11 protein-coding genes are annotated in these 19,686 nt (G+C 73.4%); all 11 read right to left on the bottom strand.

Features of this window, described 5'->3' with window-relative positions:
• Positions 1 to 229: 229 nt before the first annotated feature.
• Positions 230 to 724, bottom strand: a complete 495-nt coding sequence (locus A4A78_RS17270) for a hypothetical protein (RefSeq protein ID WP_062951453.1) — start codon at positions 722 to 724, stop codon at positions 230 to 232.
• Positions 725 to 843: 119 nt separating this feature from the next.
• Positions 844 to 1,110 carry a WXG100 family type VII secretion target gene (locus A4A78_RS17275; protein ID WP_141748065.1) on the bottom strand — a complete coding sequence of 89 codons (267 nt, stop codon included), beginning with the start codon at positions 1,108 to 1,110 and terminating at the stop codon, positions 844 to 846.
• Positions 1,111 to 1,320: 210 nt separating this feature from the next.
• Positions 1,321 to 5,787, bottom strand: coding sequence for an FtsK/SpoIIIE domain-containing protein (locus A4A78_RS17280; protein WP_062951455.1), 4,467 nt, complete (start codon positions 5,785 to 5,787; stop codon positions 1,321 to 1,323).
• Between the two features lie 96 nt (positions 5,788 to 5,883).
• Positions 5,884 to 6,594, bottom strand: coding sequence for a hypothetical protein (locus A4A78_RS17285; RefSeq protein WP_062951456.1), 711 nt, complete (start codon positions 6,592 to 6,594; stop codon positions 5,884 to 5,886).
• A 153-nt stretch (positions 6,595 to 6,747) separates the two neighbouring features.
• Positions 6,748 to 8,397, bottom strand: coding sequence for a serine/threonine-protein kinase (locus A4A78_RS17290; RefSeq protein ID WP_062951458.1), 1,650 nt, complete (start codon positions 8,395 to 8,397; stop codon positions 6,748 to 6,750).
• Positions 8,394 to 11,774, bottom strand: a complete 3,381-nt coding sequence (locus tag A4A78_RS18225; protein WP_062951459.1) for an FHA domain-containing protein — start codon at positions 11,772 to 11,774, stop codon at positions 8,394 to 8,396. Before A4A78_RS18225 ends, A4A78_RS17290 begins: the two co-directional genes overlap by 4 nt.
• On the bottom strand, positions 11,771 to 12,646 hold the full coding sequence (locus A4A78_RS17300; RefSeq protein ID WP_062951461.1) for a PP2C family serine/threonine-protein phosphatase: 876 nt from the start codon (positions 12,644 to 12,646) through the stop codon (positions 11,771 to 11,773). The genes A4A78_RS18225 and A4A78_RS17300 overlap by 4 nt, the downstream gene beginning before the upstream one ends.
• Entirely contained in the window at positions 12,643 to 14,778 is a 2,136-nt protein-coding gene (locus A4A78_RS17305) for an RDD family protein (RefSeq protein WP_062951462.1), read from the bottom strand. The genes A4A78_RS17300 and A4A78_RS17305 overlap by 4 nt, the downstream gene beginning before the upstream one ends.
• On the bottom strand, positions 14,775 to 17,294 hold the full coding sequence (locus tag A4A78_RS17310) for a transglutaminase family protein (protein WP_062951463.1): 2,520 nt from the start codon (positions 17,292 to 17,294) through the stop codon (positions 14,775 to 14,777). The genes A4A78_RS17305 and A4A78_RS17310 overlap by 4 nt, the downstream gene beginning before the upstream one ends.
• Positions 17,291 to 18,709: a DUF58 domain-containing protein gene (locus A4A78_RS17315; RefSeq protein WP_062951464.1), complete on the bottom strand. Its 1,419-nt coding sequence runs from the start codon at positions 18,707 to 18,709 to the stop codon at positions 17,291 to 17,293. Before A4A78_RS17315 ends, A4A78_RS17310 begins: the two co-directional genes overlap by 4 nt.
• Positions 18,706 to 19,680 (bottom strand): MoxR family ATPase, encoded by a 975-nt coding sequence (locus tag A4A78_RS17320; RefSeq protein ID WP_062951466.1) that lies wholly within the window; start codon positions 19,678 to 19,680, stop codon positions 18,706 to 18,708. Before A4A78_RS17320 ends, A4A78_RS17315 begins: the two co-directional genes overlap by 4 nt.
• Between the last annotated feature and the right edge of the window lie 6 nt (positions 19,681 to 19,686).

A 19,686-nucleotide genomic window follows, 5' to 3' on the forward strand; every position in this document is an offset into this window, starting at 1 on the left:
AGATCCCCACCCACCGAACCGGACCTCCGCGACCCCCAAGGCCACTTCCTCGATCCCTGCCCCCAGGTGATGACACCACCCTAGAACCACCCACCACACCTTGGCGATGGGGACAACTCCCCAGGCAGAGGTCCCCGTGCACCGCTCCCCACGTTGGGGCTCTCCCGGGACGGCCGGAGGGCGCCGGCCACGATGGCCGGCGCCCTCCGGGGACGATGCGTTCTCGAGGTCAGTCCAGGGTCAGCTGCAGGGAGTCCTGGATGGCGCGGACGGTCTCGATCTCCTCGTCGGCGCTCTCCGCCCCGCAGCTGCCGACGATCTCGAGCACGTCGGTGGCCACTCCCCCCCGGTCGATCACGGCGTAGCGCGCGGCCTGCACCACCGTGGGACGGCCGGGCTGGGTGTAGCCGTACTCGCTCGCGATCCAGGTGGTGCCCTCGATCTCGATCTCCCCGGTGCCGAGCTCCTCGAGCTCGGGCAGGGAGGCCTTGCGCTGCTCGAGGCCGGCGCGCGCCGCCTCGAGGGTGAACTCCGGTCCGAAGCGCTGCACGGTCACGACCACGTTCGCGCGGAAGCGCCCGTCGATGCGGGGCTGGGCGACGGCGAGCTGCACTCCGGGCACCGTGAGCGGCTCCCAGTCCTCCGGCACCTCGACCCGGACCCGCGGTGGTGCAGGGAAGTCGGCGCTCGGGTACTCGATGCTCTTCACGGTGCTGTGCTCCATTCGTCCCCCTGGCACTGTCGGCGACAAAGATACCAGGCAGGGGAGAGGCCCGAGCGGTGCTCCGCCCGGGCCTCTCCACACCCCTGTCGCCGTCCGTGACGGCTTGGTGCTGCGCCGACTCAGCTGGAGGTGGCCTCCTGCTCGGCGGCGTTGCGGTCGGCGGTGTCGCCGAGCTCGTTGACGGCGTTCATGATCTGCTGCAGCGCGGGGACCATCTCCCCGGACCACTGGCCGCGGAAGCGGTCCGCGTCGGGGCCGGTCCAGTCCACGTCCTCCAGACCCCGGGTGAGCTCCTGCTCGATCCGCGTGATCTCCTCGGCCGCATCGCGCAGCTGGCCGGACATCCGCTTGACCTCGTCGACGTTCATACCCTTCGTGGCGTTCACGATGCGGGTTCCCCTTCCTGTTCACCGGCTCCTGCGCCCCCTGCGGTGCACCGGGCCTCTTGCGTGCTCGACAGCCCTCACTGTAGGGCGATCCGCCGAAGGCGACCATGGGGAGGAGTCCCCATGGGGACGGAGCTCCCGTCCGGACGCGGCTCGGAGGCCTCCGGGGCGGGCTCCACGTCCCTTCCCGTCGGCCCCCGAGTGCGGCCCTCAGCCCGACGTGATCTGCGCGACCTGCAGTTTCATCGCCCGGCCGCTGTAGACGAGGAAGCCGCGGCCGGCCGGGAAGTCGGCTCGACGGATCCTCCCCAGTCCGGTGCCGAGCAGCGAGTCGCCGTCCATGTCGCTGGGCTGGAGCAGCAGTCCGCGCCGTCCCGCCTTGAACGGCTGGGCGAGGACGTAGGCCTGGGACCACGAGGCGGACTCGTTCTCGCCCACCACGAACTGGCCCTCGCGGGTGCTGGCCCGGATGAGCTTGTCGAGGTCGTTCTCCACGCCGGTGCCGGTGAAGTCGGCGACCCCGTCGATGAACAGGGCCAGGCGCCCCTCCCCCACCGAGCCGGACTCGATCGTCTGGCGGAGCTGGCCGGCGAGCTCGCGCACGGTGTCCGGGTCGGAGGCCTCCACGTCCCAGACGGGCAGCCCGGTCAGCGGGGTGCGGCGCGAGGAGAAGCGGACCAGGCGCATGGGGTTCTCCATCGCCTTGAGGCCGGTGGCGATGGTGAGCATCGCGGTGGTGCGGCCCGAGCCCATGGGGCCGGTGACCATGAACGCGCCGCGCGGCTCGTAGGTGATCTCGGCGAGGGTCTCGTCGGCCAGGCCGAGGACGGGCCGGCCGCCGACGACGGGGCGGAGGGTCGAGAGCTCGACCCGCTCGGGCAGGCGCTCGATGGTGGGCGCCTCGGGCACGCCGGCGCGCCGCATCGCCTGGGCGAGCTTGGCGACCTCGCGGGACTGGATCGCGACGTTCGAGTCGCCGCCGTGGACCGCGATCTGCACCTCGTGGCCGTCGAGGATGGAGCGTCCCGGGGGCGAGGCGCCGTCCAGGACGTCCTTCGGCTCGCCGAAGGTCGAATAGTCGTCGGCGCTGGCCATGCGGTGGATGAGGCGGCGCTGGATCGAGGAGCCGAGCGAGGTGGGGATCGCGTTGGGGCGGTCGCCGGTGACGATGACGTGCACGCCCACCTGGCGGCCGTCGGTCGCGATCTGCACGAAGGTGGTGAACCACTTCGAGAGGTTCGAGAAGTCGTAGGCCTCGCGGAAGGCGGCCATGCCGTCGACCAGCAGCAGCACGCGCGGGGTGTCGGGCTTCCCGGTCAGCTCCCGGTACTCGGCCACGGAGCCGGCGCGATGCTTCGCGAACTCGCGGGCGCGGTCGTCGATCAGCTCCCGCAGGGTGCGCAGCAGGCGGATCACGCGCTCCTCGTCGTCGCCCGCGATGATCGAGCCGACGTGCGGGAGGTCCTCGAGCATGGTCAGGCCCGAGGCGCCGAAGTCGAGCCCGTACACGTGCACGGGCCCGCCGCGCACCGTCGAGGCGGCGGAGATCGCGATGGTGCGCAGCGTGGTCGACTTGCCGGAGCCGCCGGTGCCGTAGATCGCCATGTTGCCGTCGCGGTCGGGATAGTAGGAGACGGTCGGCTGGGACTGCTCCTCGGGCACGTCCATCACGCCCAGCAGCAGCTCCTCGTCAGTGCGGCGCGTGGGCAGGCGCGAGAGGTCGTAGGCGTCGGCCAGCTCGGACAGCCACGGCTTGCGGGGCGCGGGCACGCCGGCGCGCTCGGCGGCGGCCTTCACCGTCGCGACGACGCGGGAGATGTCGTTGGGGCCGGGGTCCTTGACCTCCTTGGTCGGCGGGGAGGGGATGTCCCACTGCTCCCCGGTGCCGAAGTCCTTCTCGACGATGTCGATCCGGGCCCGCTCGGGCTCGTGGGTGGTCCAGCCTCCCGCGTAGCCGGTCTGGAAGGTCGCGATGCGCCCGGGGCCGGTCTTCGCCGCGGCGCGGCCGGGGATGCCGGGGTCGAAGTGGGCGGCCATCTTGTCGCCGAGGATGTCCTTGGAGTCGGCCTCGTCGGCCATGCGCAGCGCGATGCGGAGGTTCGTGTTGGCGCGCAGGTTGTCCTTGATGACGCCGGCGGGCCGCTGGGTCGCGAGGATGAGGTGCAGTCCCAGGGAGCGGCCTCGCGCGGCGACGTCCACGACGCCGTCGACGAACTCGGGGATCTCCTTCGCCAGCGCCGCGAACTCGTCGACGATGATGATCAGGCTGGGCGGGGCCTCGGGGTCGCCGGTCCGCTCGAGGGAGACGAGGTCCTTGGCCTTCTTCCGGTTCAGCAGGTGCTCGCGGTGGTGCAGCTCCGCCCGCAGCGAGGTGAGCGCGCGTCGCACCAGGTGCTGGGAGAGGTCGGTGACCAGGCCCACGGTGTGCGGCAGGTCGACGGCGTCGGCGAAGGCGGCGCCGCCCTTGTAGTCCACGAACAGGAAGGTGACCCGGTCGGGGCTGTGCGCGGTGGCCATGCCCATCACCCAGGCCTGCAGGAACTCGGACTTGCCGGCGCCGGTGGTGCCGCCCACGAGGGCGTGGGGGCCGTTGGTGCGCAGGTCGAGGTGGAAGGCGTCCTGGCCGTTGTGGCCGATCAGCCCGCGGAGGTTCGCATCGTGCTTGCGGCGCTGGGGCTCGGAGCCGTCGCGCGGGGTGAGGGAGTTGTTCTCCTTCCACCGCTCGATGATGTGGTCGGGCTCCTCGGCCATCGCCATGCCGCCGAGCTTGAGATAGGAGATCGCGCGGGGGAGGTCGGAGTCGTCGTCGACGGGGACGCCCGCGTCGACGACGGGTGCGAGATGGCGGGCCACGCCGGCGGCGACGTCGACGGAGACGGTCTCGACGGTGACGGGGTAGAACCGCTCCCCCACCCGCACGTGCCCGGCGCTCGCGCCCTCGATCGACTCGTCCACGGAGACGTAGGTGCGGCAGGCCGCGGGCAGCGCGGCGATGTTCGCGGCGCACCAGATCACGTGCACGCCGACGTCGGGGCCGCGCTCGGCGATGCGCACCAGGCGCGCCCGGTCCACGGGGGCGTCGTCCTCGATGATCACCACCAGGCTCGGGGTGATCGGCTCCGGCGGGATCTGCGGCTCTTCGGTGACGTCGACGGTCATCGGGGTGCGCAGGGCTGGCGGTGCATCGCCGGCGCGCTGCTCGATCAGCTCCTCGATCCGCGAGAGGAGGGAGGTGCCGCGTCCGGGGGTGTCGGCGAGGTGGTCGCCGGGCAGCGGGGAGTGCGGGCTGGAGGTGTGCGGCAGCCACTTCAGCCACTGCCACATGTCGCGGCTGGAGCGGGAGGTGATCGCGGCGAGCGCGATCTCCGCCGGGGAGTGGAGCGCGAAGAGCTGGGTGACGATGCCGCGGGCGACCCCGTCGGCCTCCTCGCCGCCGCCGGCGACGCCGAGGTTGCCCGCGTACCTCAGCTCCGCGACCACCGGCACGCCGGCGATCATCTTGTACTCCTCGTGCATGTCGTCGAGCATGTCGTAGTACTTCGGGATCGCATCGTTCTCGCCGGGCATGTCGATGCCCACCCGGGACTCCGCGATGCCCAGGCCCAGGCGCACGGTGCCGAAGGCGTTGTGCTCGGGGCGATGGGTCCACAGCAGACGGCCGAGGCGGAAGGCGGCGTCGACGGTGTCCGCGGCCGACGGCGCCTCGACCAGGCGCACCGCCCGCTCGAGGTCCTGGGCGGCGGTGACGCGGCGCTTGAGGGAGGCGAGGCCCTCCTCGAAGTTCGCGATCTGCCGCTCGAGCATCCTCTTCTGCTGGAACTTGCGGTTGAGGTACCCGGCCGTCGCCATCATCGGCATCATGAACACGAACATGAGCGAGAAGGGGCTGCGGGTCATCGAGAACATGAGGCCGCCCATGAGGACCGGGGCGAACATCATGAAGATCGGGAAGAACTGGGGGTTCGGCTCCTTCGGCGGAGTCGGCGCCTTCAGCGGCCGGTAGGGGAAGCGCGGCACCACGCGCGGGGAGCGGTTGAACTCGACCACCGGGGAGCTGGGGGCGGTGCCGCCGAGGCGGTGCAGGAGGATCACAGAGAAGGTGGTCCCGCCGATCAGCACCGTGTCCGACGGGCCGATCACGGCGCGCTGGACCTGCTCGCCGCCGATCACCACGCCGTTGGAGGAGTGCAGGTCGACGATCTCGATCGTGTCGCCGACGTTGATGCGGGCGTGGCGCTTGGAGAGCATCGGATCGGCGATGCGGATGTCGAGATCGCCCTCGCGCCCGATCGAGCTGGACCCCGAGGGCAGCGGGTACTCGCGTCCCGCCTCGGCGCCGGAGAGGACGCGCATCAGCGCGACCGCGGCACCGCGGGACTCGGAGCGGGTGGCGTACTCGCTCGAGGAGCGGGCGATGGAGACGATGCTGCCGGAGCGCAGACCGGCCTGGATCAGGTCGATCGTGCGGTCCAGGGAGCGCACGCCGTTCGCGCCGGGCCCGGCGCCGGGGTCCTGGACCTGGAGGGTCAGCCCGTCGGGCGGCTCGACCTCGCTGCGCAGCGGGTCGGCGAGGTACAGGGCGTTCGCGACGTCGGCGACGGTCGCGGTCGCGTCCGCGGTCACCTCCAGATCGGTCAGCCTGTCCTCGGGCCTGCGCAGCGTGAGCTTGATGCGCATCTGGTCTCCCCCCCCTGGCGGGCCCCTCGCCCGCCGTCCTGATCCCCGCGTCGGGGATCGGCTCCGTTCGTCCGGCTCGTTCCCCGGCGGGGCGGCCTACTCGTCGTCCTCGTCCTGGGACTGGTCCAGCAGCGGCAGGTCCTCGCTCGTCACCAGTCGCGAGAAGACGGCGTGCTCGACGAGGCGGGCCCGTCGGTTGGAGGCGAGCTTGCCGGGCCCGCCGCGCAGCCCCCGCACCCCGAGCCGGTCGAGCTTGTCGCAGACGTTGTCGAGCTTGCGGTTGAACTTCGTCAGCTGCCAGCCGAGGCGCTCGGAGGCCTGCGCCGAGGTGGGCACCGAGCTCATGCCGGAGCCCTCGCGGGTGAGCATCGGCTCGGCGAGCGCGAGGATCAGCAGCTTCTGGCTCGGGGTCAGCTGGACGGAGCCGACGGTGGTCTCCCCCGCCGGGTCGTCGGGGCCGGCGATCCGCGCGAACTCCGGGGACTCCGCGTGCACGGACAGGTCGTAGGTGGTGGGGCCGGCGGTGAAGACCACCTTGGTCACGTCGAAGACGAGCGGGATGCGCGCGCCGGGCGCGAGCCAGGCCTGCATCGAGCCGGTGCCGTCGGTGATCGTGGCCGAGAGCCGCGCCCCGATGTTCACCAGCCACCACATCGACTCGACCTGCACGATCGTCAGGAAGCGTCGGTGGAGGAAGGGGTTGTCCTCGTCGATCGTGAGGTCCGCCTCGCGACCGATCGTGAGCTCCTCCCCGTCCTCGACGCGGTACCACTCGCCGCAGAACTCGACCGAGATCGTCGATGCCATGGTCACTGCTCTCCTGTGTGTCGGGTCCGGTGGGCGCGCGCCGCGGCGGCGCCCGTCCCGCCGTGCGAGGCGCTGTCCTCGTCGGCGGTCGTCGGGGTCATGGATATCGGGGCCGTCGGGGCCGTGATCGTCCGGGCCGTGTTCGTCGAGGCATCACCCATTGAGGCACTTCTTCGCCGCCTCGCTGGACTGCCCGTTGGGGTTGACGGTCCTGACCGTCAGGCACCGCTCCGCCAGCTGGGGCGGGATCTCGATCACGACCGAGTTGCGGCCGTGGACCTCGTGCTGCACGGCGTAGCGGTCGTAGTTCGCAGGCAGGTCCTGCCACTGCACGATGAAGTGGTCCTCCTGGGAGAAGTTCTCGGGCAGCTCCCACGCGACCTTCACCCGTCCGGTCCGCCCGCCCTCCTGCTCGGGGGCGATGACCTGCAGCTCGAGGCTGCGGGGAGCGCCCGGGGCCTCCTCCGGGTCGACAGGGGCGTTGACGAGGGTGGAAGGGGCCTCCTCAGGCTCCTCCACGAAGAAGTGGCGCACGCCGAGGGTCGCCCCGACGCCGAGCAGGATCACGAGCACCGCGGCGAGGGTGACGAACGGCCAGGCGGGGGTGCGGGGCCTCTCGGGCTCCGGCTCCCGGTTCTCGGAGGCCAGCGGCGCGCGCCCGACGGATCCGGCGGGCGCCCCGGCGGGGCGCAGCATCGTCGACTCGGAGGCGTCGGCGGCCGACGGCGCCGAGGCGCCCGACCAGCTCGCGGGTCCCGCCGCGGCAGGTGCCGCGCCGAGCGCGGGGGCGACTCCGGCGTAGGGGTCCCTGCGCCGACGTCCGCCGGGGCTGGTGCCCGTCTCGGGGTCGACGGTGGCGACCTTCCGGATCCGGGTGTGCTCGACGAGCTCGTCGTCCTCGCCGTCGTGGGCCGGGGCGGCGCCGCGGTCGTCCAGCACGTCCATCTGGGTGACCGGAAGCGACAGCGAGAGCTCCACCTGCTGCAGCGCACGGCCGAAGGCCAGCGCGGTGTCGTAGCGGCCGGCGGGGTCCTTCGCCATCGCGATGGACAGCGCCCGGTTCAGCTCCGGGGGCACGTCGGGCCGGTTCAGGGCCGGCAGCGGCTCGCTCGCGATCCGCTGGATCAGGTCGGTGGCGGTGTTGCGCTGCCCGCGCCGTTCGAAGGGCGTCTGCCCGGCCAGCAGCGAGTACACGCTCGCGGCGAGGGAGAACACGTCGCTGCGCACGTCGGCGCGCGGCGGGTCGGCGAAGAACTCGGGCGGCGACCAGGGGATCGACATGCCCTGGGAGTCCTCGACGTCCTCCCCCTGCCCGGCGGCGATGGAGATGCCGAAGTCGGTGAGCGCGGGCCGGTTGTAGTCGGTGACCAGCATGTTCGCGGGCTTGATGTCGCGGTGGAGGATCCCGGCGCGGTGCGCGGTCTCCACGGCGCCGGCGATCTGCACGCCCACCCGCAGCGCCTCGGCGACCGTGATCCGCTCCTTGCGGAAGCGCACGCCGTAGTTCGGGCGCGAGCAGTACTCCATCACGATGTAGGGGCGGTGGTCCCCGGAGACCTCGGCCTGGTGGATCGTGACGATCGAGGGGTGGGTCGACATCTGGGCCATGACGTTGGCCTCGGAGTCGAACTGATGGCGCACGGACTCGTCGAGCACCGTGGACAGCAGCACCTTGATCGCGACGCGGCGCTGCGGCCGTGCCTGGCGGTACAGGAACACGTCCGCGAACCCGCCCGAGCCGAGCAGCTTCTCGTACTCGTAGCCGGCCAGGCGCGGCGGTGCCGAGGGCGGTCTCGAGCTCATGACTTCTCCCCGTACGTCAGGTGCACTTCATCCCCCAGGTCCAGCAGGTCTCCGTCGTGGAGCACCACGCCCTCACGAGGGCGCAGCCGCAGCGGCTCGTAGCCCTCCCGGTGCAGCGTGGTGCCGTTGGTGGTGCCGAGGTCGAGCGCGACCACGTGCCATCCCTCGAGCCTCAGCTCGAGGTGCGAGCGGGAGATGTCCTGCTGCGGGCTCGGCACCGTGATCAGCTGCGGCACATCGCTGCCGCTGACGCGGGACGCCCGGGGGCGTCGGCCGATGACCGCGGTGCGGTCGAGCACGAACCCCTCCCCCGTGCTCACCGCGACGGCGCCCAGCGGCGGGCGTGCGACGGTGCGGGTGGGGCCGCTGAGCGGCGCGGCGCAGAGCCTGCAGGCGGACCTCTCCGGCGAGTTCGCGTGGCCGTTCGGGCACACCAGCCCCGGCAGCGCCACCGCGGCGCCGCCCGGACCGCGGGAGGCGGGCCGTGAGGGCCCGCCCTGTGCGGCGGGGGCGTGCGGGGCGGACGGAGCGGACGAGGCGGACGGCCCTGCGGTCGGCGCCGGGGCGGGCCGGGGCGCGGGCCCCGGAGCGGGCGGCGCCGCGGAGCCCGGCGCGACCGGATGCGGCGCGCTGGCATGGCGTCCCCCGGCGGCGGGGGCGTGCGGAGGCTGCTGTCCCGGGTGCCCGACTTGGCCGCCGGCGGCGGAGGCCGGAGGGCCGGAGGCGGCGGGCCCGCCGTAGGGGGTCGGAGCGCCGTGCTGGCCGGGGCGGCCGTACTGACCCGGCTGACCGTGCCGGCCCGGCCGGCCGTACGGGCCCGGGTCGCCGTAGGGATGCTGCTGGCCGTAGGGGACCTGCTGGCCGTGGGGGACCTGCTGGTGCGACGAAGCGGGGTGGCCCTGGGCGGCCTGCTGGTCGTGCCAGCCCTGCGCGCCGTATGCACTCTGCGGGCCGTAGGTCCCCGGTGCCGCATACGGGCTCTGCTGACCCTGGGGTCCCTGCATCCCGTACGGACTGTGCGGGGCGTGCGCCCAGTGCCTGGGGCCGTCGGCGCTCTGCGCACCCGGGGCGCCCTGCATCGGGGTCCCGGGGCCGGAGACCTGCGCGTACCTGTCGGCGCCCGTGCCCTGGGGAGCGCCGGGCCCGGTCGGCGCCAAACGCGAGCCGGTGTTCGGGGCGGGCGGACGCTCGGCCATGTGGACCTGCGGATAGGCCGGCGGTGCGCTCTGCGGACGCGCGGCGCGACTAGCGGCTGCCTGCGCGATCTCCGGCGCGGTCCGTCCCACGCCCGGCACCCAGTCGATGAAGTCGCCGGCACCGGTGGTGTGCTCCGGGACGGGGGCCTCCTCGACCTCCTCGTCCGCATCGGCGCCGGGGATCCGGGTCTCGGAGGGGAACGCGCCGTCCGAGGCGACGTCGTCCGTGGCGGAGGCCGGAGCGTCCTGCTCGTGCTCGGGCTCCTCGCCCTCCTCGCCGCTGCGGCGCACGGCGGCATCCTCGATGCGACGGAAGACGGTCTTGCCGAAGAGGTCGTCGTAGGCGCCGGAGTTCTCGAGATCGCCCGTCGAGAGGGCGGGGCGCTGCGGCGCAGGAGCCGGGGCGCGCCGGACGGGCGAGGGAGCCGGAGCGTCCTCCTCCGGCCCTTCCCCGTCGTCGATCGGTGCGACCAGGGTCGGCGGCGACTCGAGCTCGTCCTCCATCGGCGGCTCGGGCGTGGGCACCGAGGGCGAGGCGGAGCGTGCCGGGGAGGCCGCCTGGGCGGTAGATGCCGGAGGCGTGACCGGTGCGGGAGCGGCAGGGGCGGTGGTCGCAGGGGCCGGCTGCTCCGGGGCGGGCTGCTCGGCAGCCGGCTGCTCGGGAGCGGTCTGCGCGGCAGCGGGCTGCGTCGGTGCCGTCGAGCCCGAGACGTCCTGTGCGGCGGACTCCGACGCCTCGGACCCCGGCGTCGAGGGCTCCGGCGCTGCGGTCTCCGGCGCTGCGGTCTCCGAGGAAGCACCGTCCGTCGGCGCATTCCGCGCCGGCGAGGGCTCGGCCGGCTGCGGGGTCGACTGCTCGGCGGCGCTCTGAGCAGGCGCGGCGGCGGCCGGGGGCGCGGTGCGCCGACGGTCGAAGAGCGAGGTGCTCACCAGCCGTCGCTTCGCGGGCGCGGTCCGCGTGCCGGCGGCGGGTGGCCCGGCCGCACCCGTCGTCGTGCTCGCCGCCGCCTCCCTCGGCGTCGCGGCCGGCGCGTCGTCGGCCGGTGCCGACTCCGACAGCGCCGCCGATGGGCCGGACTCGACCGGCGCGGGCGTCGCAGCAGGCGCGGGCGAAGTCGCCGGTGCGGCCGTCGCAGCCAGCGCGGGCGTCGCAGCCGGCGCGGGCGAAGGAGCCGCCGCGGGCGTGGCAGCAGTCGCAGCGGTCGCTGCCGTCGACTCGGGTGCGGGCTCCGCAGCAGGCGCGGGGGCCGCCGCGGGCTGAGCGGGCTCCGGCGCGGCGGCGGGACCGGAGGTCGACTGCCCGGGCGCGGCCGGAGCAGCGACCGGAGTCGCCGCCGGAGCCGGGGCGGAAGCTGGTGCCGGCGCCGCGGCCGGGGCGTCGTTCCCGAACAGGCCCGCGAAGAGGTTCGGTCCCGAGGACGCCTCCTCCGCAACCGCGGGGCGCGAGGAGGACGTCGAGGATCCGCCGCGGGACAGCGACGGCGGCATCTCGCCCGGCTTGCGGGTGGCGACGGAGGGCTTGCGGATCGACGAGGAGCTCGAGCCGGACCCTGCGGTCGTCGAGGGCTTCGAGGGCGTGGGCGCCGGGCGCTCCGCGCGGCGCTTCTTCGCCTCCTCCGTCTCGATCGAGCGGCCGTCCTTCTCCACCTGCGCGGCGAGCGCGGCGAGCTCGGCCTCCTCGAGCTCGGCGGGGTCGACGGTCATCTGCACGAAGCCGCGCACGGGCACGATGCCCGAGACCACGCGCGGCGCGCCGACGGGCTCCTCGGGCGGGAGGTCGCCGAAGGCTACCCGCCGCACCCCCTCGAAGGAGCTGATCACCAGCGGCTGCTCCTCGGTGCCGACGACCATCTGCGCCCCGTCGGCCGTGTAGACGGCCAGGGGCGTGGAGCCCTTCACCCCGACCGTCGCGCTCTGCCCGTCGTGGACGCCGAACAGCAGCGCGGTGAGCTTGTCCGCGCTGCCCAGATCACCGGCCTCGACCAGCTGATCGACGAACTCCTCGGCCTCGGGGCGCCGTCCCAGCACCTCCCAGGCCGCCTCCGTCACCTGCTTGCGCAGCCCGGGGACGAGCACCGCCCAGCGGTCCTCGCGCACCACGAGGGTCGCCGGCCCCTGTCTGGTCCAGGTGCCGAGGCCGAGCAGGGAGGCCGCGGCGGACGCCGTGTCCTCGGTCGTCATGCCCGGCCCTCGTCGTCCGCGAGGGGGCGCGGGAGCGTGTCCTCGTCGACCTCGAACTCGTCCTCTGCGGGAGAGGCGCCGCCGGCGGTGTCCTCGGAGGCGCCGGGCTGCCCCAGCACCTCGACCGCCTCGACGATCACCACGGAGATGTTGTCGTGCCCGCCGCCGTCCAGCGCGCGACGCACCAGATCCTCGGCGATGGTGCGCACGTCGGTGGGTCGGCGCAGCATCCGCTCGATCGACGCGTCGTCGACCTCGCCGGTGAGCCCGTCGGAGCAGATCAGCATCCGATCGCCGACCTCCGCCGGGATCAGCCAGTAGTCGGGATCGGACTCGGGTCCGGCGCCGAGCGCCCGGGTGACCATGTGCCGGTAGGGGTGGATCCGCGCCTGCTCGGCCGAGATCTCGCCGCGGTCCATCAGCTCCTGGACCACCGAATGGTCCACGCTGACCTGCTCGAAGATCTCCCCCGAGAGGCGGTACACCCGGGAGTCGCCCAGGTTCATCACGACCCAGTAGCCGATCCCGTCCAGCACCATCGTCGCGACCAGCGCGACCGTGGTGCCGGCGCCGAGGGTCGACTCGCCGCCGAGCTCGCGGATGCGCACCGACGCGGTGTGCAGCGCGTCGCCGAGCTGCTCGACGGTGACGTTCTGCTGGAGCGTCAGCTTCTCGAACTCCTCGACCGCGATCGCGCTGGCGACCTCGCCCGCGTTGTGCCCGCCCATCCCGTCGGCGACGAGATGGATCGGGGTGGCGGTCAGGAGGCTGTCCTCGTTCGTCGCCCGCACATGGCCGACGTGGGTGGCCGAGGCGGAGACGACGCGGACGGTGCCCTCGAGGTCCGGGTCGGAGAGGGAGCGGTCGATCACTGCACCCTCTCCACGGACAGGGTCCGGTCCCCGAGGGTGAGACGGGCCCCGGCCGGGAGGACCGTGGGGGTCTCCGGCACGAGGTTCTCGCGGGAGCCGTCCTCGCGCAGGATCGTCGAGCCGTTGGTGGAGCCGAGGTCGGTCACCAGCAGCTCCTCCCCCGTGCCGTCGATGCGCAGGTGGGTCTTGGAGACGGAGCGGGTGTCGTCCTTCATCACGAACATCACCTCGCCGGAGGGCGAGGCCGGGTTGCGCCCGACCACCACGGCCTTCTCGACGACGCGCTCGGCGCCGTCATCGGTGGTCAGCCGCACCTTCTTCACGGGCGGGAGATGGGCGGGCGAGATGCGGGTGGCCTCGAGGTCGCCGAGGTCCTCGGGCACGGACATGCGCGTCGCCTCGTCCACGCCGTCGTCGCCCCAGGCATCACCGGTGACATCGCTCGGGGCGTCGCCGCCGTGCGCGGACGGGGACTGGACCGCCGAGGCCGCGGGGGGCGGTCCCCAGGCGGCTGGGGAGGAGTCGACAGGTCCCGGGGCAGGAGCGGGCGACGGGTCCGGAGCGGACTCCGGCGCAGGGGCCGGGGAGCCCCACTGCGGGGCCGGGGCGTATCTGCCCTGGTCCCAGCTCTGCGGCTGCTCCGGGGCCGACGGCTCGCCCCACGAGGGCGCGGACTGCGAGGGTTCGGGCGCCGAGCCCTCCGGTGCCGAGGGCTGTCCCCAGGACGGGGCGGCCTGCGGCTGCTCGGGGGCCGGGGCACCCCACTGCTGCGCCTGCGGGTCCTGCGCCGCGGGCTCGCCCCAGGACGGGGCCTGGTCCTGCCCGGCGGGCTGCTCCCACGAGGCCTGCGCGGGGGCCGACGGCTGGTCCCACGAGGACTGACCCGGGGCGGACGGCTGGTCCCAGGAGGACTGCGCGGGCGCCGAGGGGATCGGCTCGACGGGCGGCGGGGCCCAGCCGCCGTCGGAGGCGGGCTGCTGGGGTGCCGGGGACGGGGAGCCCCAGGACGCGGCGGGAACCTCGGCGGCGGAGGCCGCTGAGCCGCCCGGGGCGTACGGGCTCGGGGCACCCTGCTCGGGCCCCTGCGCGCCGTCGACGGGCTGGACCGGGGAGGCGCCCTGGTCACGCCATGCCGCACCGGGCTCGGAGAGCAGGTTCTCGTGCGTGGACACCGCGACGGACGGCGCGCCGAGGTAGTGCTCGGCGCCGGCGCGCTCGAAGTCGTCGGGGCGGGGCTGGAGGGGGTTGCGTCCGGCCTTGATGTCCGCGACGACCGAGTCGATCGCCCGGTCGTGGAAGCCGCGCAGCAGCTTGCGCGGGTCGAAGAAGATCGACAGCGCCATCAGCAGCGGGAACAGCGCATACACGGCCCAGCGTCCGAGCGCGCGCACGAAGCCGAGCGCCCCGCCCTCGCTCAGGCGGGTCACGCGCAGGCCCAGGATCAGCTTGCCCAGGGTGAAGCCCTTGGCGCCGACCAGCCAGATCATCACCAGGTGGTACGCGGCCGGCAGTGCGGTCCCGACGCCGATGAGGATCATCGAGGTGGTGCTCGCGCTCTGCGAGGTGACGATCAGGATGAAGCCGATCAGGAACGGGACCGTCACGAGCGTGGCGATCACCGTGTCGATCAGCGCGGCGAGGAAGCGCTTGACCGGGGTCGCCGGGGCGCAGCCGTCCAGCGGCGGCTCGAAGGACGCCGCGGCGGGACCGCCCTCCGGAGCGGCGCCCGGCACAGTGCCCGGCGCGGCACCCGGCCCGGAGGCCGACGCACCGGGCCCGCCGGGCATGCCGGGGCTCTGCCCGGGCTGGTTCATCGCGGGCTGGTTCATCGGTGGCTGCGTGACCATCACCCGATCGTACTGTTCCTCGCTCCGCAGCGCGGTCGCTCCCGGCTGGGGCGGGCGGAGGGAGTCGGCCGTGATGAGCTCGATCCCCTCGTCCTCCTGGGCGGACGTCTGCTGCCCCTGCTCCGCCCGGGTGCGGGGCTTGGGCGGCGCCGACCAGGCGCCGGGCACGTCGGTGGCCCGCTTCTCGTAGGGCGAGGCCTGGTAGCGCGCACCGCACTCGCCGCAGATCGCGGCCCCTTCGGACAGCAGCGTCCCGCAGGTGCTGCAGTATCTGGTCTGGTTCATGAGGAACGGCCCTTTCGCCTGATGGTCCGCCAGAGGGACGGTGCGGTCGTGCCGCGCACCGAGGAGCGGCGTCGCCGCAGCGCCTCCGTGCGCTTCTGCGCCTTCGCCCGGGCGCGGGCGTTGACCCGTCGGCGCCGGTTCTCGCGCCACCGCTCGGCCGCACCGCGGCGGAAGGATCGCAGGGAGAGGGCGGTGCGGAGCCGACGATGCCACGGCAGGGCGGCGGTGGCGCCGCTGCGCGCCGCCATCACCTGGTCCCAGTACTCCTCCGCCGCGGCATCGGGCAGGTCGTCCGGGCCGAACACGGCCCGGTCCGCGCGGGCGGCCAGCGCGGCCGCCCCGAGCTGGGGGACGTCGGCCTGGAGCTGGGCGGCGATCTCCGCCCGGGTCATCAGCGGGTCGGGTGCCCTGCCCATGTCGGTGAGGAGGTCCAGGATCTCCTGCCAGCCGCCGTCGACGCGGGCCGGCAGGGTCTCGAGCGCGCGACGGCGTCGGCGCCGCACCGTCTTGGCGATGATCACCGAGGCGGCGAACAGGCCCAGCAGCACGAACGGGAGCAGGCCGAGGCCCAGGTACACGACCCACGAGGCGGTCTCGTCGGTCGGGTCCTCGTCGTCGTCGGTGTCGTCGCTCATCGCGCCGGGCGGCGGGCTCGGCGGCTCGGCCGGGGGCGGCGGCGGCTGCGCGACCTGCGGCAGCGGCTTCTCCACCTCCTTGGGCTGAGGCTCCGTGGGGTCCTCGTCCTCGTCGGGGGCGGGGTCGAAGCGCACCCAGCCGATGTCCTCGAAGGCGACCTCCACCCAGGCGGTGACGTCGTCGCCCGTGATGGAGACGGTCCCCTCCTGGCCCTCGGGCACCTCGAAGCCCATCACCACGCGGGCGGGGATGTCGATCGAGCGGGCCAGCACGGCGGTCAGCGCCGCATACTGCTCCTCGTCGCCGATGCGGCCCATCGGCTGGGCGTCGGGGGTGTCCTCGTCGAAGCCGACCTCCTCGAGCATCGCCCGGAGCCGGCTGTACCCGTGGCCGGAGAGGGAGGCGGTGTCGTCCTCCAGGCCGTGGGAGTAGTAGGCGTCCTCCTTGACGGAGCGGGAGAGGTTCTGGAAGCGCTCGTAGTCGGAGTCTGAGGAGCCCGCCCATTCCTCGGCGAGCGCGGTCATGTCGTCCGTCGGCTCGTTGTCCGGCAGGGTGATGTCGGCGAACGTCGCGGTGTTCTGCTGCTCCGCGGTGGGCTCCGTGTACGGCTCGTAGGACAGCTCGTAGCTGTCCCCCGCCTGCACCCCGAGCGCGTTGACCGCGGTCTGCGAGGGCTGGTTGAGGAAGAGGTTCTCGGTGGTGGCGCTCGCGCGGCCCTGATCCATCCCCTCGAGGTCGATGCGGTTCGTCCGCTCGCCGACGGTGGGCATCCACACGCCGCGGTACGCGCCGATCGTCACGGAGGAGACCTGCTGCTTCCCGGTGCCCTCCTCGAGGTCGACGCCGGGGGCGGTGCGCAGGAACGCCCCGGAGGGGCTGTCCTTCTGACGGCTGGAGGCGACGTTGTAGACCTGCAGGTCGTACTGGTCCATCGTGGCCAGGCGGATCTGGTCGCCGCTGCTCACACCGGTGATGGTGAACAGCTCCTCCTCGCGCTGGTCCTTGAGGTAGCCGCGGAACTCGGTCAGCGGGGAGACGTACTGGCGCGGGTCGAAGGGCGGGGTGATCCGGTCGCGCTGGGCGTAGCGGATGGTGCCCTCGGGCGGGTCCAGCAGGGGGCTCGCCGCGAAGGCGCCGCCGGCGGCGATCGCCATGATCACGGCGCCGCCGATCACGCGGCGCCGCAGCACCGGGTTCTTCCAGGAGCCGGGGCGGACGGTGTCGGAGATGATCGTGGACTCGGCACCGGCCAGACGGCCGCTCTCGAAGCGCCAGGTCAGCCAGCCGACGGACAGCACGGCGTAGAGCACGCCGCGCGGCACCGGCCAGAACGCCTGATCCGTGCCGAAGAAGATGCTCGTCGCGACCATCACCAGCGGGAACAGCCAGGCCAGGACGTAGAGGCGGGTGCGCATCACGACGCTCATCGCCGCCAGCGACAGCAGCAGCATGCTGATCCACACCACCGCCAGCACGCCCTGGGCGACGCCGACGGGCGGGGCGACGGTCAGCAGCGACTTCCAGCTCGTCACCGGCGCTTTCAGCAGCTCGAGCAGCGAGCCCGGGGTGGGCACGATGCCCCAGAGCGCCCGGGTGGGGGCGGCGAACATCGAGCCGAACAGGAGGTACACCCCGAGCACGAGCGCGGTGATCCGCAGCGGCCCCCATCGCCAGCGGGCGCCGATCAGGGCGATCAGGGTGCCGAGCACGAGCGCCATGATCCCGGTGACCAGGTACTGCGCTCCCCCGTAGACGTGCTGGAAGCCGAGCAGGGCGAGGACGAACAGCGTGCCGAGCACGGCGAGGTCGATCGCGATGCGCTTCGCGGGGAGGGTCGAGAAGTAGCTGGGGCGGCGCGCGGGACGCGCGGGCGCGGTCATCGGCCCACCGCCCTCAGGGCGCGGGCGAGGGTGTCGAGGGAGCCGAGGGTGACGACGTCGAGCGAGCCGATCGCCGATCGCTGCACCTCGGCGTCCTCCACGCAGCGGATCGCCACGGCCATCACTCCGATCGGAAGCTGGTTGGCGGCGGCGTTGAGCTCGCGCGCCGTGGTGTGGGGGCCGACCACCATCATCACCGCGGAGGCGTTGGGGGCGAGGTCGGAGGCCTTCTGCCCCAGCTCGTGGAAGGAGATCCGCTCCTTCAGCTGCTCGACCAGCGTGTAGTCGTCCATCATCGGGCGGAATGAGGCGGTGCGCTGGCGGGCGTCGAAGGTGAAGGGCGTCAGCTCCTTCTCCTCCCGGAAGGTCTGGGCGGAGATCGAGGCGGCCACGGAGACGGCCAGCTCGAACTCCTCCTCGCTCGCATAGTGCTCGGCGAGGTTGTCGAGCGCGACCACCACGTGGGAGCGGCGGGTCTCCTCGAACTGGCGGACCATGAGCTTCCCGGTGCGGGCGGTGGTGCGCCAGTGGACGTGGCGGCGGTCGTCGCCAGGGGCGTAGTCGCGCAGCGCGTGGAAGGCGATGTCGGAGCTGGAGAGGTCCGAGGAGGGCGTGCCCTCGAGGTCGCGGAGGAAGCCGCTGGCGGCCTCGTCGAGGCGGACCGTGCGCGGGTGGACGAACAGCTCCTGCTCCTTCGCCCAGGTGACCTGGCGGCGCATGAGGGAGAGCGGGTCGTCGCGCACGGAGCGCACGGGGCCGACGACCAGCACGGCGCGGCGCTTGGTGGGGACGGCGAAGAGCTCCTCGTGGCTCTGGGCGGCCGCGAGCCGCGGCACCAGGAACTGGGCAGTGGCCTGGCCGACGGCCAGCTCGATCCGCGAGGGGAGGATGTCGCGCTGGGTGGGGTTGGCGACCTCGACCCGACCGACGGCCCGGGTGCCGACGACGACCCGGTGGGTCTGCAGGTCGAGGGTGACCTTGTAGTTCGCCTTGCCGAGCACGAACAGCGCCGCGATCACGAGCGGGACGGTGAGCGCGAGCGCGACCACGTTCAGCTCGGTGACGTGCAGGGTCAGGCCTGCGATCCAGCACGCGGCGGCGACACCGGCCACGGCCCATCCCACCGGGGAGACGACGTCGAGGACCGGGTGGATGCGCCGCATCCACAGCTCGACCGCGCGGTCCCGCAGCCCGGCCCAGCCGGTGCTCGCGGGGGCATCGCCCTGGGTGGTCTCCTCGGCCGGGCCGGTCTGCCCCTCACGGGCGCGTTTCGCGGCCGCGCGCGCCCTGCGGCGCTCGCGGCGGGAGCCGGCACGGGACTCGGCCGCGGCGGCGCGGCGGCGCTTCTTCGCCTCGGCCTTGGCGGACTTCGCGTCGGCGGTGTCGGTGGGGACGGAGGAGGGCTGCGAGCTCATGCCGTCTGCTGGCGCGCCTGGGGAGGCGCCACCTCGCTGAGGATCTTCGTCATGACGGACTTCGCGGTGGTGCCCGCGAACTCGGCCTCGGGGTCGAGCACGAAGCGGTGCAGCCACACCGGCTCCACGAGCGCCTTGACGTCGTCGGGGATCACGTAGTGGCGGCCGTTGACGGCGGCCCACACCTTGACGGTGCGCATGAGGGCGAGGGCGCCGCGGATGGAGACGCCGACACGGACCTCGGGCGCGAGACGGGTCTCCTCCATCAGGCGCGAGACGTACTCCAGCACCGCCGGGTCCACGTGCACGGTGGAGGCGAGCTGGGTCATGTCGTTGACGGCCTGCAGGGAGATGCGCGGGGTGAGCTGCTTGGAGCGGTCGCGCAGGGCGGAGCCCTGGAGGATCTGCACGCTCGAGGCGTGGTCCGGGTAGCCGATCGAGGTCTTCATCAGGAAGCGGTCCAGCTGCGCCTCGGGCAGGCGGTAGGTGCCGGCCTGCTCGATCGGGTTCTGGGTCGCGATCACCACGAAGGGGTTGCCGACCTCGTGGGTGACGCCGTCGACGGTGACCCGTCCCTCCTCCATCACCTCGAGCATCGCCGACTGGGTCTTGGGCGAGGCGCGGTTGATCTCGTCGGCGAGGACGACGTTGGCGAAGACAGGGCCCTTGTGGAACTCGAAGGACTTCGTGTTCTGGTCGTAGATCGTCACGCCCGTGACGTCGGAGGGCAGCAGGTCCGGGGTGAACTGGATGCGGGTGCTGGTGCCCTGCACGGTCGCCGCGATGGAGCGGGCGAGGGAGGTCTTGCCGGTGCCCGGCGCGTCCTCGAGCAGCACGTGGCCGGGGGCCATCATCGCGGTCATCACGAGGCGGACCACCTCGTTCTTGCCGAGGACGGCCTGGCCGACGCTCTGGACGAGCTTGTCGAAGGTGTCGGCGAACCAGCGGGCCTGTTCGGGGGTCATGCTCATGAGGAG

The organism is Brachybacterium sp. sponge, from assembly GCF_001613775.1.
GTDB lineage: Bacteria > Actinomycetota > Actinomycetes > Actinomycetales > Dermabacteraceae > Brachybacterium > Brachybacterium conglomeratum.

What these genes read in the sequence shown, in the direction of transcription:
- A4A78_RS17270 (WP_062951453.1), bottom strand. Translation starts at nt 724, where the DNA reads ATGGAGCACAGCACCGTGAAGAGCATCGAGTACCCGAGCGCCGACTTC.
- A4A78_RS17280 (WP_062951455.1), bottom strand. Translation starts at nt 5,787, where the DNA reads ATGCGCATCAAGCTCACGCTGCGCAGGCCCGAGGACAGGCTGACCGAT.
- A4A78_RS17285 (WP_062951456.1), bottom strand. Translation starts at nt 6,594, where the DNA reads ATGGCATCGACGATCTCGGTCGAGTTCTGCGGCGAGTGGTACCGCGTC.
- A4A78_RS17290 (WP_062951458.1), bottom strand. Translation starts at nt 8,397, where the DNA reads ATGAGCTCGAGACCGCCCTCGGCACCGCCGCGCCTGGCCGGCTACGAG.
- A4A78_RS18225 (WP_062951459.1), bottom strand. Translation starts at nt 11,774, where the DNA reads ATGACGACCGAGGACACGGCGTCCGCCGCGGCCTCCCTGCTCGGCCTC.
- A4A78_RS17305 (WP_062951462.1), bottom strand. Translation starts at nt 14,778, where the DNA reads ATGAACCAGACCAGATACTGCAGCACCTGCGGGACGCTGCTGTCCGAA.
- A4A78_RS17310 (WP_062951463.1), bottom strand. Translation starts at nt 17,294, where the DNA reads ATGACCGCGCCCGCGCGTCCCGCGCGCCGCCCCAGCTACTTCTCGACC.
- A4A78_RS17315 (WP_062951464.1), bottom strand. Translation starts at nt 18,709, where the DNA reads ATGAGCTCGCAGCCCTCCTCCGTCCCCACCGACACCGCCGACGCGAAG.
- A4A78_RS17320 (WP_062951466.1), bottom strand. Translation starts at nt 19,680, where the DNA reads ATGAGCATGACCCCCGAACAGGCCCGCTGGTTCGCCGACACCTTCGAC.